Genomic DNA, 16,585 nt, shown 5'->3' with positions numbered 1-16,585 from the left:
GAAGGACTAAAGTCCTCACTACTAACCTGTTCGTAGTGCGGACTTCAGTCCGTTCTTGAGTTAAGCGAAGAAGGACTAAAGTCCTCACTACTAACCTGTTCGTAGTGCGGACTTCAGTCCGTTCTTGAGTTAAGCTAAGAAGGACTAAAGTCCTCACTACGAACCTGCTAGTTGGTTCGTAGTGCGGACTTCAGTCCGTTCTTGAGTTAAGCGAAGAAGGACTAAAGTCCTCACTACGAACCTATTGGATAAATCAGTTTGCATATCAATTCTGTGTTAAACAAGTATTGCGTTAGTGTTGAGTTTCCTGATGTCAGCGGTGCAGAACACTTAGAAATCCTTCAAATTCGCGATCGCCTCGCAGAAATAGAATCTGACTTGAGTGAATCCGAAAAGACATTACTCACCAAGGGCGATCGGCAATTAATTGAAAAGGTAAACGATTTTTATCGTGAGTTGTCGCGCTTTGTCAATTTAGCTGACATCAGAAAAGCTCAAGCTATTTCTCCTCAACGCTGGTGGTGGTATTTGGATGTGTTAGTGTTTTGCCAATTTTGTTAAAATTAGGAAAACTGACAGATAGACTCTGGTTTGAGGGGACAGGTTTTATTTGCGATCGGATTATTAGTGAGGTGGATGTAAAGTATTTTAATCAGAGATTTCAGTGGCGTAATGTCTGATATTTGATTGTCGCTGAGGTTGAGTATAGTTAGGTTGGTTAGAGATTGCAGCGGTGTAATATCTGATATTTTATTGAAGACGAGACTGAGGTTCGTTAGATTAGTCAAAGATTTTAGGGGTGTAATTTCTGATATGTTATTTCGGTCTAGACTGAGGCTAGTTAGGTTGATCAGAGATGCCAGGGGTGTAATATCTGATGTTTTATTATTGTGGAGTTCGAGTGTAGTTAGATTAGTCAGAGATTTTATCGGTGTAATGTCTGATATTTTATTGTCTCCGAGATTTGTTTGATTTAGGTTGACCAGAGATGCCAGGGATGTAATATCTGATATTTTATTTTCTCTGATTACGAGTGTGCTTAGCTTGGTCAGAGATTGCAGGGGTGTAATATCTGATATTTTATTGATACTAACGTATAGTTCAGTTAAGTTAGTTAGAGATTTCAGCGGGGTAATATCTGATATATTATTGTCATTGAGGTTGAGGAAAGTTAGATTAATCAGGAATTTCAGTGGTGTAATGTCTGATATTTTATTGCCGAGGGATAGTTTCGTTAAATTAGTCAGGGATTGCAGGGGTCTAATGTCTGATATTTCATTGATGCTGAGAAATGGTTCATCGAGACTTAAAAGCTTTTGGTTAGCTGATTCGCACTGATTGGTTCCAGATTTCTTCAGCAAAGCATCAACAGTACGTCTAGTCTCTGAGTTTAATTTAGCTTTATTTGCACACCACTCGGTAAAAGTTTTGTAGTTTGCTGTTGGTGTTTTCTGTCCGACAGCCTCCAGCAATCTGCCACTGCCAAGAATTAAAATTAAAGACAGACTGAATACTATAAACTGCCCAGCATAACGCTTAAAAATCCGAGTAAAATTCCTGTTACCGCAAATATTTTTTAACATTTTATAGCTCTTTCAAACTTGCATAAAGAATCCTTACGCCCGAATAACTGTAATCTCTCGCCCCAACGGGCTAGGATGAATTTCAGTTTTGAGTCTTTCTTCTATTTCCAGCGCATTGTCTCTTTTATCAAAGATGACCAACCAACCTTTATCTTGTCCCAATCTTGCTAAATACCCATCCAATTGTGACAATCCTTTACTCAAAGGGTCAACTTTCCGATTGCGCCACACCTTGAGTTCAATTCCCAATGTGACATCACCATAGCGCAAACACAGATCCATACGATCGCGCCCAATAGCATATTCCCTCTCTAGAGTTCCCCCACCATTAATCACCCGATGGAGAAACGCCATCAGCACTAAATGTGGCGCAATTTCGGGATAGGAGGCACTCTTGAGCAAGGGTTCGCCATGTTGCAGCCAGAAGTCCAAAAATGTTCTCAGTAAAGCCTCAGTATCTAATTTCCCTTCAGCCGTCAACCAACTCGGTGCAATTTGCGGCAATGAAGCCATTGGCGTTACCGTTAGCACCCGCGGCAAAACTTCGCGATAAATCGGATTAGCAATAGTCAATCCGCCCTGAGGATCCATTTTACACAAACCCAAATCGATCAGAAATTGAATATCATCATTGGGTACATTTCCCAGTTCTAAACCCGCTAAAATTGGTTCGATAATGGCTTGAACTCGCTTTTCTTTGAGTCGTTCTGCTAAACTATCTAAATGTGTATCTTGACGTTTAATAATAATTTCTTTAGCTGTTAAAATATGTTCGGCTGTAATGGATATAGATTCATCAGTCACTAATTCTTCTACGATTTCTTTAGCTAACGCATTGACTAACCAAGGTTGTCCCTGAGTCAGTTCAAAAGCTAAAGCTGAGGCTTCAGTTGTAAAAACTTGTCCGGTATCTTCAGTATGTTGATTGTAGAGTTCGACCACTTCATCAGCGTTAAAATTCCGCATAGTGATGGAACGAACTTTAATATTAAATGGACTAGAAGTATTCAGCCTGTCACTGCCACCAGCCGCCACTTTATAATCTCTCACATCTCGCAAACCGATTAAACCAACTGATTGAGGAAAAGCTGTTGGACGATTGGGATAACCATCGCGTAATTGGCGTAAAATAGAAATCAAAGCCTGGTCTTGTAAGGCATCAATTTCATCAATCAAAATAACTAAAGGACGGGGGGATGCCTGTGCCCAAAGCTGTAAAGCTGCCCGAATTTTTTGTCCTGACTCGATGCCTGTCCAATCAGGAGGTTGAAGTTCCTTCGGAAGGCGAAAAGCAATATTATCTCGCCAAGCGCCGAGAATGGCATTTTCAGCGCCAGCAATGTCTTGACTGAAAGGTGCGCCTACTTCCACTGACACCATAACGGCGGTGTATTGTCCGCTATCGGTGAGTTGTTTTGCTAATGCTAACATGGCAGTGGTTTTGCCAATTTGTCGGGGTGCGTGGATGACGAAATAGTTGCGTTGGGCAATTAATCGTTCTAAGCTTGGTAAGCGCAGTGTTGGGGACAGCGTATAATGAATGTCTTCCTGGCAGGGGCCAGCGGTATTGAACCAGCGAGGCATAGTTAAATTGGGGTGAATCAGGGCTTGCTTTCAGTTTAGCTTATGCTTGTCGGAATGCCGATCGCGCCCCAGCACCAGCAGATGCGATTTTGCACCCTCTAAACGGTTTCAAGCCCTATCTTCAATTTAGAAACGAAACTCAATTACGATAAAATCCTGTTGAGTGATGAGATTAGCTGGTACGCCATTGAGGGTAGCTAAAATTTGATTTGTGTTGGCAATTTTGATGAAGGTTGCACCGCCATTTTGAACGATGCTGAGTCGATCGCCCTTTAACTCTGCTAACCCTCCCCTCAAAACCAATAAATCCTCACCTTGCCTAAAATCAGCAATGAAATCGCCACCTTCCCCCCCATTCAAGCAAAAGTAATCGCGCCCGCTTCCCCCAATTAAGATATCTTCACCGTTGCCACCGTAGAGAGTATCGTTACCGTCGCCGCCACACAATTTATCTGCATCTTCATTACCAAAAATTAAATCGTTGCCACTTTGGCCACACAAATAATCTTTTTGACTGCTACCATCCGTCGCGATATTGTCAATATCTCCGAAAATTGTATCGTCGCCTTCGCCGCCGCAAATAATGTCACTTCCCAAATCTCCAAACAGCAGATCGTTGCCAATTCCGCCGAAAATTAGATCGTTATCTTTGCCGCCTAAAATTGTATCTTCGCCCTCGCCGCCAGCCAGAGTATCTGCGCTTTCTTGCCCGTATAAAAGGTCGTTGCCGTTATCCCCAAAAAGCAAATCTTTGCCTGTTAAATCGCCGTTAGATGAATCAGAAGTGCCGCCAAATAAACGATCGCCACCGGCATCCCCAACCAAGGTATCGTTGCCTTTGTCGCCCCAAACTACATCATCATCTTTGCCCGCGATCGCCCGATCGCCATCTTTCCCCGCATAAATAACATCATTCCCAGCGTGCCCGACGATGTAGTCGCTATCTTCGTTACCAAATATCGTGTCGCTGTCTCCATCCGCGCCGACAGCAACCGGGCTGGGAAAACCACCGTAAATATTGTCGCTCCCGAATAAGCCGATTAGCAAGTCGTTGCCGTTAAAACCGTTGATGCTGTCATTGATATTGTCGCCAGTGAGAGTATCGCTGCTGTCTGTAGCGTTGAGGCTATTTGCAGCGATATTGGGGCGGGGAATGGAAGTGCGATCGGGTAATGAAAGCCGATCGCACATACAGTCTTCGGAAACAGCAGGAATTACCGCAGGGGCGATGGGATAATTCGGATGGGCGATCGGAGTTTCCGCAGGTTTAGCCGTCGGAATTAGAGTTTCCGCAGCCGTCGGAATTATCGCAATTTGACTCAAAATTTGAATCGGAGTCAGAGTTGGAGTCAGTGTCGAAGTTTCCGCAGGCGTCGGAGTCTGAGTTGGAATCTGATTCTGAATTTCCGCAGGCGTCGGAGTCTGAGTTGGAATCTGATTCTGAATTTCCGCAGGCGTCGGAGTCTGAGTTGGAATCGGAGTCGGAGTTTCCGCAGGCGTCGGAGTCGGAGTCGGAATTGGCGTCAGAATTTCCGCAGGCGGCGGAATTGGCGCCGGAATTGGCGTCGGAATTTCCGCAGGCGTCGGAATTGGCGCCGGAATTGGCGTCAGAATTTCCGCAGGCTTCGGAGTCGAAATAGGCGTCAGAATTTCCGCAGGCGTTGGAATTGGCGCCGGAATTGGCGTCGGCGTCGGAATTGGCGTTGAAGTTTCCGCAGGCGTCGGAATTTCCGCAGGCTTCGGAGTCGAAATTAGCGCCGGAATTGGCGTCGGAATTGGCGTCGGAATTGGCGTTGGAGTTTCCGCAGGCGTCGGAATTTCCGCAGGCTTCGGAGTCGGCGTCGGAATTGGCGTTGGAGTTTCCGCAGGCGTCGGAATTTCCGCAGGCTTCGGCGTCGGAGTTGGCGCAGGCTTCGGAGTCGGAGTTTCCGCAGGCGTGGGAATTGGCGTCGGAGTTGGCGTCGGAATTGGCGCCGGAGTTGGAGTCGGAATTGGCGTCGGAGTTGGCGTCGGAATTGGCGTCGGAGTTGGCGTCGGAATCGGCGTCGGAGTTTCCGCAGGCGTGGGAATTGGCGTGGGAGTTGGCGTGGGAGTTGGCGTGGGAATTGGCGTGGGAATCGGCGTGGGAATCGGCGTGGGAATTGGCGTGGGAATCGGCGCGGGAATTGGCGTCGGAGTTTCCGCAGGCGTGGGAATTGGCGCCGGAATCGGCGTCGGAGTTGGCGTCGGAGTTTCCGCAGGCGTGGGAATTGGCGTCGGAGTTGGCGCCGGAATTGGCGTCGGAATTGGCGCCGGAGTTTCCGCAGGCGTGGGAATTGGCGTCGGAGTTGGCGCGGGAATTGGCGTCGGAGTTGGCGTCGGAGTTGGCGCCGGAGTTGGCGTCGGAGTTTCCGCAGGCGTGGGAATTGGCGCCGGAATTGGCGTCGGAATTGGTGTCGGAGTCGGAGTTGTATCGACAATAGTCAAAACAGCACTATCAATCGATCCTAAATCAGCTTCGTTAGTGGGATTATTCAGAACTAAATTAACAGTTTCATTGCCTTCTATTACCAAATCATCAACAATGGGAATGGTGAAAGTTTGAACAGTTTCGCCACTACTAAAATTCAAAATTCCCGATGTCTGGTTGTAGTCGCTACCAGGATTAGCAGTACCGTTAGTTGTGCTGTAACTGACAGCAGCAGCCACATTATTAACGGTGCGAGTAACCGTAATTGTGGCAAATGTACCGTTTTCATTGACGCTGTAGTTGGCGTTGCTGAAGTTAAATGTGCCTGGATTCGTGAGGTTGATAGTAAAAGTTTGGTTGGCGGAAGTATCGATACCGCCGTTATCTGTACCGCCATTATCTCTCAGGTTTAGAGTTATATTAGCACTGCCGATCGCCCCCGGCACCGGTGTAAAGCTTAATGTGCCCGCCCCTGCGATCGCAGGTAATACGCTAAACAAAGCAGCATTGTCATTCCCGACTACTTGAAATGCCACGGTTTGTCCCGATTCGTCAGCCGGGCCCGGAGAAATCGCCGTCGCCCATCCGGGGATGCTTTGCGGGCCGGATTTGCTGCTGAAAGTGCGATCGACTCCTTTGACAAACGCAGGTGCATCGTTGACTGGATTAACTGCGATCGAATATGTCAAACTATTAGTGCTAAACGCCGTTGTTCCCCCAGTAACTGAAGCATCAACGCCCGCAGTACCGTTACCTGCTTCATTACTTCCATCCCACCCCCGAAAAGTAATTTTTGGTTCGCTTCCGGGAATGCTGTAATAGTCTGGGTTGGGTACAAAGCGCACTCTCGCAGGCGTTACCAGAGAAACTTGTGTCAAGTTGATGTTAGCTTGTGCCGAAGTTGTGTTGTCACCTAAAAATATAAAATTAGGAGTTTCGTAAGGATCGATCGCACCGCTAAATGCCGAATAATCTCGCAGTGTCCCTGTTAGTATAATATCGCTACCGTCTGAAAGAAAGTAATTGTCACCTCGAACTCTCAGAGTGTAGTTAGTAGCAATATTTGTGTTGTAAGAAGCATTTTCTGCTGCCAAAAATAAGCCGTTAGTTTGTCCGCCCGGGTTGGGAGTAATGCCGTCACCTTGGGCAAAGATATTGCCAGACATTGCAGATAGCTGCTGGAAACCGATCTCAATTGCTTTGCGATCGCTAGTAACCGCAACAATGCTAAAACCAGCCTGATTTGGATTGCTGCGGGATTCCGAGATAATTTGCAGATTGAAAGACAAGCTAAACCCAGAATTGCGATCGAGTGCAGGAAATGATGTATTTGCAGAATTTTTGGTATAGCCAGCATAGATGCTATTGGCAGCAGTGCTGTTTAAATTAGCTCCATTACCGCTAAATATTTCCGCAGCAGTAACGCTGGGAGTTAGAGGATTTAAGTTGTTCAAAGACAGCCAATTTTGAGCGCTGGGAGTGTTACCCAGCAACCCATTATAAAGACGAGTCGGGCCGAGTACCGTTGCTGAACTTTCCGACAAAGCGCCGAAATTTATCCAAGTATTACCATTAGTTGAAAATTGCCAGTTGCCGTTAGTATTGTCGGCGGCGGTGACTGCAACACCCAAAGCATCGCCATTAGCATCGGCACCTAACTCGCTAGCGATCGCAAAAATACTAAAACCTGTGTTAGCTGCATTGGCTGTGTCTTCGTTAATCGGGGGAAGTGTATTAAAATTAGAATTTGCCAAAGTCGGAGCGCTATTGACTTGCGGGTTGCGGAGGCTATCAATATAAATAGTGTTAATTCCGCCGTTGGGTAAACCCACGGAACCGGGACTGTTGACAGCATAATTAGCAGTTCTGTTGATGCCGCCAATAGCACTGGAAAACTCGACATTACGCCCGTTTCCTGGTGCGGCAATTTGTACCTTAGCTGCATTTCCAAAGGCTCCGTGGGTTCCCGCTGTCCTCCAGGCGATCGCATCTACTGTATCCGTACTCGTAGTGCTACCATTATCAACATAAACAATATCAGAAGCTGCGAAATCCCCATCAAAATTTCCGACTGGGAGCAGCTTGCTCAAAAATCCACCCTCGGGACTCAATCGAATGTTCCAATCGTTATTTGTTCCCGACGGTGTGGGGTTGTAGACAATTTCTTGATTTGCGGGCGCACCGCCGATCGCAATTATTGTACCTGCTTTAAACACAGGAGCAATACTTGCCATATTGGTAAATTTGTAAGCCGAGTATTTAGCTGTTGTTGGAGCAGTTGAGTCGCCAACAAAATAGCTCTGAAGCTGGGTAGCTGTTAAATCTTCTGTCAGCAGTAACTCTACATACTCGTTACCTGTAAAGTCTCCCGTACCCCGCCGGAATTCATTAATAATTATCTGTCCCATCTAAATGCACCTAAATTTGAGATAAAAATCAGATAGAATGTGCGAAATAAAATTCGGCTGCTTGCAAAATTTAAGCAGTCGCGCGGCGCGTCAGATTATTAATTAAAATATTCGCTAAAATCTGAATATCTGACGCACCAGACAAGACTTATTGCAGATAATTTGTGTGAATTGATAAATAAACATCCTATAAATTAAATCTACCCAATTAAATTATTAGTGTCAAGCATTCTATTATATTAGTAAGACTAATAATTAAAATAATTTATATTTACATTTCTAATCGGTAGCAATATCGCTCAAAAAAGCACATAAATCATATGAATTTAGACAGAAAAACCATCATAAAAGTTGGCAGTAAAAATTTTACTCACCATCGGCTAAAGGTCGATCGACAAGACTCTTCGTACTCGCGACCCATTTTGTGCTTGATGGGCGATCGGCGATCGATCGACAGATATCTCAGGATCGCGAATTAAATAATTTACACAAGTTTGTGGGATGGGCGTCCCGCCCGTCCTTTGTTGACGACCCATTTTGTGCTTGATGGGCGATCTGCGATCGATCGACAGATATCTCAGGATCGCGAATTAAATAATTTACACAAGTTTGTGGGATGGGCGTCCCGCCCGTCCTTTGTTGACGACCCATTTTGTGCTTGATGGGCGATCTGCGATCGATCGACAGATATCTCAGGATCGCGAATTAAATAATTTACACAAGTTTGTGGGATGGGCGTCCCGCCCGTCCTTTGTTGACGACCCATTTTGTGCTTGATGGGCGATCTGCGATCGATCAACAGATATCTCAGGATCGCGAATTAAATAATTTACACAAGTTTGTGGGATGGGCGTCCCGCCCGTCCTTTCTTGACGGGCGGGACGCCCATCCCACAAGAACAATAAAGATTGTAAGTTATTTAATTTTCAGTCCTAAACAGACAGGAAATCTCCAGGGCCCAGGAGGTTGGGAGCAACGCCAGTCAAAGCAGCTAAAACTTCGCCGCTGCTGGCTACTTTAATTAATGTGCCGTTAGTTCCTGCGGAAATTGATAGCTGTCCGAAGTTCAAACCGTTAATTAATTGCACGGTATCTTGACCTTTGGTGAAATCAGAGATGGTATCAATTCCAAAACCCGCACCTAAAACAAATGTGTCATTGCCCGCGCCACCGGTGAGAATATCGTTGCCTAAACCGCCGTTGAGCGTGTCAAAACCTTTGCCACCGATGAGAATATCGTTGCCGCCGCCCCCATTGAGAATGTCGTTACCTCGCAAACCGCTGATGGTATCGTTGCTCGGAGTGCCTGTGAGGTTGTCGTTGCCGTTCGTGCCGTTGATGACGTTTGGAGAGTTATTCGTGCTGCTTGGAGTGTTGGTTAAGTCAACAACGAAGATGTCGCGACTATTGGTGTCTCCCGGCACGAGGTTGGAGGCATCAGATGAAAATGCTACTCTGTTCCCGTCGCCTGAGATGGAGGGGATGTAGGAAAGAGCGTTCCCCTGATTGCCTGCTGAATCTACAGAGACGCGGGTAGTGGTATTGGTTGACAAATCGCGCACGAAGATATCCTCGTTATTGTTAGTGTCTCCCGGCACGAGGTTGGATGCCTCAGATGAAAACGCCACAAACCGCCCGTCGGCTGATATGGAGGAGAAATTGGAGCCATCGTTCCCCTGATTGCCTGCTGAGTCAACAGAGACGCGGGTGGTGGTGTTGGTTGACAAGTCGCGCACGAATATATCGCTGGTATTGTTAGTGTCTCCCAGCACAAGGTTGCTGGCATCAGATGAAAATGCCACAAACCGCCCGTTGGCTGAGATCGAGGGCTTGAAGCAGTCGCCGTTGCCCTGATTGCCTGCTGAGTCAACAGAGACGCGGGTGGTGGTGTTGGTTAACAAGTCGCGCACAAAGATATCGTCGTTATTGTTAGTGTCCCCCGGCACGAGGTTGGATGCCTCAGATGAAAATGCCACAAACCTCCCGTCGGCTGAGATGGAAGGGTTTGAGGAGTGGTTGATCGCCTGATTGCCTGCCGCTGAAACAGAGACGCGGGTGGTGGTGTTGGTTAACAAGTCGCGTACGAAGATGTCGCTGCGATTGTTAGTGTCCCCCGGCACGAGGTTGGGGACATAAGATTCAAACGCTACAAACCGCCCGTTGGCTGAGATTGAGGGAATGAAGAAGCCAATCAGCACACCGCCGTTCCCTTGATTGCCCGCTGAATCTACAGAGATGCGGGTGGTGGTGTTGGTTGACAAGTCGCGCACGAAGATGTCGCTGCGATTGTTAGTGTCTCCCGGCACGAGGTTGGGGGCAAAAGATGTAAACGCGACAAGCCGCCCGTCGGCTGAAATGGAGGGACTGCCGGAGGTGTCGTTTCCTTGATTGCCTGCTGAGTCAACAGAGACGCGGGTGGTGGTGTTGGTTGACAAGTCGCGCACGAAGATATCGCTGCGATTGTTAGTGTCTCCCGGCACGAGGTTGGCTGCCTCAGATGAAAATGCCACAAACCGCCCGTTGGCTGAGATCGAGGGGATCTGGGAAATGCCGATCGCCCCCTGGCCTGCTGAGTCTACAGAAACACGAGTAATAGTCATAAATCCTCACCCTAAAATTGTAAATTTGGTCAATTGACGAGCGATCGCCCCCGGAACTCCTAACAAGACAGATTAGCGGGGTGGCGCGGGCGATCGACTAATGTTTCTGAATGATTGCTGCTTGTTGTTTCTAGACTGTTATCCCATTTCGGTTGGCTGTAGTCGTCAAGATGTACTCAACTTGAGCCGGAGTAAGAGTTGGATTGGCACTCAACATTAAAGCCACTACACCCGCTACGTGAGGGGTTGCCATCGACGTGCCGTTAAACGTTTTGTAGGTGTTATTAGGAGTTGTAGAATAGATGTCTACTCCCGGTGCAACTAGGTAATCCAAAGGTCGGAAGCCTGCGAGGTTAGAGGATGAATACATTTTGTTATTTCTGTCAATTCCTCCCACGGCTATTCCGAAGCGATCGGCATTAATAGCTGGATAGCCCGGTTGAGGAGAACTCTTATTTCCGGCTGACATGACAACAACAACTTTTTTGTCTGTGGCGTACTGAATTGCGGCGTCTACCGCGGGTATAGGCTCAGTATTATTTCCCAAGCTGAGGTTAATGATATTAGCTCCATTATTGGCAGCATAGCGAATTCCAGCAGCAACATTATTCCAATTCCCCGTATCAAATTTGGGCAATACTCTCACAGGCATAATCTGGGCATTGTAGGCAACTCCCGTGATGCCAAAATCATTTCGTTCTGCGGCGATGATACCTGCTACGTGAGTCCCGTGACCGTCGATAGACTCATCCATCGGGTTGTTATCATTAGACACAAAATCCCAACCCCCGATATCATCAATAAATCCGTTGCGATCGTCGTCAATGCCGTTGCCGGGGATTTCACCCGGATTCCGCCAAATATTGCCGTTTAAATCGGGATGGGTGTAGTCAACACCGCCATCGACCACAGCTACTACGATGCCCTTTCCTGTAATTTCCTGATTCCACACTTCCGGCGCATTTACAAGGTCTCGTCCCCAATTATTTCCACCAAAATTTGGAACTGCTGGGAATAAAGTTAAACTGTTCACCGAGCCGGAAACTGCTGCATTTGCATCTACCAAACCGTATCCGTAAATGTTGTTAAAACCTGTAGCAGAACTTGTTGCAGCTAGAGTCAGGTTGTAATTTGTTGACTCATTCCAGAAGCTAGAGACTCTGACATAGTAAGTCCCTGGATTTAGACCTAATAAATTAATGTTTTCTGGTGTGCTGTCGTAGTTAATAGACCTGCTAATAATTTCACTCCACTCAAATATACCGTTACGGTTATTATCTTGAATCAGATGTAAGTCAGCATCCCCTGTCAAACCGTCGAGACGCAAGTTTAAATCGCTATTGGTGTTCAGAGTAAATTTGTAAAAATCTTCGGAATCGCCAACTCCGACAAAATCGCTTAAGTTGATGCGGCCGTTTTCAACGCCTACCACATTTCGAGCAGTTGCTAAGGTGTTATCTGGATATGATAAATTTAACTGAGAGGCCGTTCTGGTTCCTGTTAGCGGATCTGTGCCCTCTGCGAGAGTGTCTGAATTGGGTTTTTCGGGAGTAGCAGGCGTACCGCTGGCGACTTGATTCTGGGCCCAGAAACTGAGGTTGTTGCTGGCTTCTGGTGCTATAAAATCTGCTATTTGTTGTTGGGCGATCGGGCTAACCGTCAAAGGAGAGCCGTCCGGGCCGTTGCTGGGGACGCTACCACTAAATTGACTGGGTGCCGTGAAAAAATTAAGTTGACTCCCGTCGCCAAAGGTGGTTAATGCTGCTGTTAGGTGCTGCTGGCGATCGCCTGCAAGTATACCTGTGCTTTCCATAAATTTGCTCCTAATAATTTTAGATTTACTTGTGTTTGTGACAAAAATATAGTTGTTAATTTTAAATTAATTAACATTATTGCAGATGCAAGATAATCCGTCAATTCATAAAGTCATAACTTTTATGTCATAAAAGTCATAACTTGAAAGTCATAAAAGTCATATTTTGAATCATTGGGCAGTTATGTCGTGTCCGATCGAATCACTTTGGTAAGATTAATTCGATAATTGGAACTTCAGTCCTGGGATGGATGCGGACTAAAGTCCTCACTACAAACCTTTTTTTTATGGTATTTGACGGGACAGGATTTTAGACAGTTTCAAGCTGAAGCTGTTGTTTTTTCGTCAAAACCATCGCTATGTGCTTTTCGTAATAGGCGGCTTCGTTAATGAATACAGGAAAAACTGTAGATTCTCCTTGATATGCGATCGATTCTCCAGTAAAGTTGAGAAACATCGGTTCACCGGGATGTAATGGTTCATAGTCTTTGAATTGAACTTGTGGATGGATTGTGGCTTGTATTTCACCTACGGAATTTCTGGGATAGTCTACTGAGCAAATCGCCTGATATACAGTTAAATGTGATGGTATAGCCAGCGGATTGTCCCGATTTGTGGCATCGACATAGTTTAAAATGCCGTGAATCAGCATTTCGGTTTGCTGAAGCTGATGGGCGTTGACTACTCCCTGGGCGATGGGCCCAACTTCTATGGTGCAACCGAAAGCAGATAGCGATCGCAACATTGGCGCATCCTCACCATCCTCCTCTCGGAAAAAAGCTCGCACTGAGGGATTGATGTCGCTCAAATAGGCTAATAATTGCAAATTGAATGGATGTTTGCTAGATGGTAAAATTGTCAGCCCCATGTTGGACGTTGTGCTGTGGAGGTCGATAATGAAATCAGCCCCATGATGGTATTTAGGACTTAGTTGGGCGCAGATTTCCTTAGCGCGCGTGTCTTCGTAACCCGTCAAGTCTGGGTTAGCCAAATCTGCGCGGCAAAAGCAACGGTTCAAATCTCGATCGACATAACGCCGATTCATCTCCACCGCTTTGGGGTTGGCTAATAAGGCAACTGTCTCAAAGGTCGATCGTTTCAGCAAATCTGGGAATTGTTGAAACTTCTTAACCAGGTAAACTCCTGTTAGCTCATTTCCGTGGGTTCCTCCCACAATTGCAACTCGTCGAATTATGTGGGAAATCATGAATAATCCTCATTGAGCAATACTTAAATTGGTAATTATCAGCCGAATTTGTTAACTACTACTTTTTTCAAAATAAATAAATATTTGCCAAATGTCAAATACTTGTTTTTATATAAAACTAGACTAAAAAAGTATGGCAATATCTACTCAATAATAGCTATGGTAATTCTTATTTATGAAATTTAAAAATTCAAATCTCAAATGGTATAACTTATGGAACTTAGACATCTCCGTTATTTCATTGCAGTGGCAGACGAGCAGAGCTTTAGCCGCGCAGCAGAGCGATTGCACATGGCACAACCGCCCCTAAGTCACCAAATTAAAGATTTGGAGAAGGAGTTGGGTGTGCAATTATTCGATCGCAAAAGTCACCCAATTCAGCTAACCCCAGCCGGACAAGCATTTTTAGAAGAATCTCGCGCCACTCTGGCACAATTAGAACAAGCTGTAACTAAAACCCAGCGCATTCATCAGGGCGAATTGGGCTATTTGACTGTGGGTTTTACGAGTTCGATCGCGAATGGTGTCTTTCCAGAGATGCTGCGAACCTTTCGACAGCGATATCCAGAGGTAAAATTGATTTTGCAGGAAGAACATAGTGCTTCGCTAATTCAGAGATTGCGCGATCGTCAAACTGATATCATTTTTTTGTATCTGTACCACGAAATTTATGAAGCCCATGATTTAGAAACGATGTCTCTCACCCAAGAACCACTTGTCGCCGTTTTACCGAAAAACCATCCGCTAGCAGCCAAATCCCAAATTTCGCTTGCCGACGTAAAAGATGAAGAATTTGTCATGCCCCTGCATCAGGTTGTGGCTGGCTTGTCCGAACAAATTTATCATCTATGTTCGCAAGCAGGATTTGTACCGAACGTTGTTCAAACAGCAGTATTTATGGTGACAATTTTGGGGCTGGTTGCTGGGGAAACAGGTATCAGTATTCTGCCATCTCATGTGTTAAATATTCAACGGGAAGGAGTGGTATATCGTCCGATTCAAGAACCAACGGCAACTACTCACTTAACTGCGGTTTGGCGGCAGAATGATTCGTCCACCATTTTGCAGCAATTTCTGGAGATTATTAAAAGCCTCTCAATTTATCAGCCTGAAATATCGATGATTTCAGCATCAGAATTAGAAGTAGGGTGTGTCAGCTAGAGAGATTTTTGCGACAAACTGATATCAAATCCGGTTGCATAGGAATTATTAATCTCTCTATTCTCTCTCTGTGTCCTCTGCGCCCTCTGCGGTTAAATCACAATACGGTTCACTTAAGGTTTATTTGTCATTGCGATCATAGAGAGAGCAATCGCAGGGTCTATTTATCACATTATTTTCCCCGTGAATTGTCTTAAGTAAACCGTATTGGGTTAAATCATTCCGATACAACCGGAAACGATATGACAATCAAAAAACTGACGCACCACAGAATAAATGGTGCGTCAGAATGGGATTTTTTGTATGGTAAGAATGCTCTTTCCTGACGCACCTTACGGTTAATTTTATCGCCCAAACACGATAAAATCACTGCGATCGATCGCACTACCAGCCACTCGATTCACAGTAGCCAAGAGTTGACCGTTTTGAGAAATCGCGATCGCACCTGCATTAGGGCTTTGGGTAATAGTCAGTTGAGCAAAAGTTAAACCGCCCGCTAACACCAGCAAATCTTCACCTTTAGTGAAATCAGTAATGACATCGCTGCCTTCACCTGCGGTTAAAACAAAGCGATCGCGCCCAAGGCCACCGCTGAGAATATCGTCACCTAAACCCCCAGTCAAAGTATCGTCACCCTTACCGCCGTAGAGGGTATCGTTACCATCACCGCCGCAAATCGTGTCACTACCGCCGTTACCAAACAGCAAATCGTTGCCGGCACCGCCGCACAGGAAATCTGGAGATCCGTTTAAGCCGATCGGTCGATCGCCGAAAATAGTATCGTCCCCATCGCCACCGCAAATCGTGTCAGTACCGCGATCGCCCAACAGCAGATCGTTGCCCGTACCCCCGTCCAGAACGTCGTCGCCCTTGCCGCCAAACAGCGTATCGTTGCCCTCTCCACCGCTAAGAGTATCCGCAGCATCTCCCCCATTCAAGAAATCGTTGCCAGCACCTCCAAACAGCAAATCGCGTCCGTTCGAGTCAGGGCTAGACGGGTCAAAATTGCCTCCAAACAAGCAATCGTTACCCTCAGCCCCCAGCAGAGTGTCATTGCCTTTGTCGCCCCAAATGGTGTCATTGTCTTTGCCGCCGATCGCCACATCATCGCCCTTACCTGCGAAAATGCGATCGTCGCCGGCAGCCCCGTTGAGGTAATCATTGCCGGTGCCGCCAAACAGCAAGTCTCTGTCTGCATTCGGCCCCAGCGGGACATTGCTAGGCCGCCCGCCGTAAAGATTGTCGTTTCCTCTTGTGCCCAGCAGGATGTCGTCACCGTTGAAACCGTCGATCGCATCGTTGAGATTGCTACCAATGAGGAAATCGTTGCCGTCAGTGCCGTTGAAAGTGCGATCGACTGAATTCGGCCCGGGAATTGAATCGATCGCAGGTAGGGTGATTTCGTCATCGCAAGTGCGATCGACATTGCCGCCACCAATGCTGTCAGAGTCAACAGGAGTCGCAGTGGGAGTCGGAGTTGTCGTGGGAGTCGGAGTCTGAGTTTCCGTGGGAGTCGCAGTGGGAGTCGGAGTTGTCGCGGGACTTGGAGTCGGAGTCGCAGTGGGAGTCGGAGTTGTCGTGGGACTTGGAGTCGGAGTCGGAGTTCCCGTAGGAGTCGGAGTTCCCGTGGGAGTCGGAGTTCCCGTAGGAGTTGGAGTTCCCGTAGGAGTTGGAGTTCCCGTAGGAGTCGGAGTTCCCGTAGGAGTTGGAGTTCCCGTAGGAGTCGGAGTTCCCGTAGGAGTTGGAGTTCCCGTAGGAGTTGGAGTTCCCGTAGGAGTTG

At 46.7% G+C, this 16,585-nt stretch carries 10 protein-coding genes; 2 read left to right on the top strand and 8 right to left on the bottom strand.

The genetic code is table 11. The features are described 5' to 3' along the window. Window positions 1-273 precede the first annotated feature (273 nt). Window positions 274-561 (top strand): hypothetical protein, encoded by a 288-nt coding sequence (locus QZW47_RS18630; RefSeq protein WP_293129517.1) that lies wholly within the window; start codon window positions 274-276, stop codon window positions 559-561. A gap of 2 nt (window positions 562-563) precedes the next feature. On the opposite strand, the gene QZW47_RS18625 is transcribed toward QZW47_RS18630, so the two are convergent. From QZW47_RS18625 to QZW47_RS18595, 7 genes are all read right to left on the bottom strand, one after another. Further along, window positions 564-1,583 carry a leucine-rich repeat domain-containing protein gene (locus tag QZW47_RS18625; protein ID WP_293129515.1) on the bottom strand — a complete coding sequence of 340 codons (1,020 nt, stop codon included), beginning with the start codon at window positions 1,581-1,583 and terminating at the stop codon, window positions 564-566. Window positions 1,584-1,616: 33 nt separating this feature from the next. Next, window positions 1,617-3,167, bottom strand: coding sequence for an ATP-binding protein (locus QZW47_RS18620; RefSeq protein WP_293129513.1), 1,551 nt, complete (start codon window positions 3,165-3,167; stop codon window positions 1,617-1,619). 126 nt (window positions 3,168-3,293) lie between these two features. Then, entirely contained in the window at window positions 3,294-8,024 is a 4,731-nt protein-coding gene (locus QZW47_RS18615) for a Calx-beta domain-containing protein (protein WP_293129511.1), read from the bottom strand. A gap of 380 nt (window positions 8,025-8,404) precedes the next feature. Beyond that, window positions 8,405-8,560 carry a hypothetical protein gene (locus QZW47_RS18610; protein ID WP_293129509.1) on the bottom strand — a complete coding sequence of 52 codons (156 nt, stop codon included), beginning with the start codon at window positions 8,558-8,560 and terminating at the stop codon, window positions 8,405-8,407. Between the two features lie 396 nt (window positions 8,561-8,956). After that, a complete protein-coding gene (locus QZW47_RS18605) occupies window positions 8,957-10,624 on the bottom strand; it encodes a calcium-binding protein (protein ID WP_293129507.1) in 1,668 nt (555 codons plus the stop codon). Window positions 10,625-10,754: 130 nt separating this feature from the next. Further along, a complete protein-coding gene (locus QZW47_RS18600) occupies window positions 10,755-12,437 on the bottom strand; it encodes a S8 family serine peptidase (RefSeq protein WP_293129505.1) in 1,683 nt (560 codons plus the stop codon). 310 nt (window positions 12,438-12,747) lie between these two features. Further along, entirely contained in the window at window positions 12,748-13,644 is an 897-nt protein-coding gene (locus tag QZW47_RS18595) for an aspartoacylase (protein ID WP_293129503.1), read from the bottom strand. A 213-nt stretch (window positions 13,645-13,857) separates the two neighbouring features. Here QZW47_RS18595 and QZW47_RS18590 point away from each other — a divergent pair, with 213 nt between their 5' ends. Then, window positions 13,858-14,805, top strand: coding sequence for a LysR family transcriptional regulator (locus QZW47_RS18590; protein ID WP_293129501.1), 948 nt, complete (start codon window positions 13,858-13,860; stop codon window positions 14,803-14,805). A 344-nt stretch (window positions 14,806-15,149) separates the two neighbouring features. Here the strand turns inward: QZW47_RS18590 and QZW47_RS18585 are convergent. After that, on the bottom strand, window positions 15,150-16,585 hold a 1,436-nt coding region (locus QZW47_RS18585), incomplete at its 5' end, for a calcium-binding protein (protein ID WP_293129499.1).

Origin of the sequence: Microcoleus sp. bin38.metabat.b11b12b14.051 (assembly GCF_013299165.1) — a bacterium.
Classification (GTDB): Bacteria; Cyanobacteriota; Cyanobacteriia; order Cyanobacteriales; family Microcoleaceae; genus Microcoleus.
This window is presented reverse-complemented; position numbering and strand designations above follow the sequence as displayed.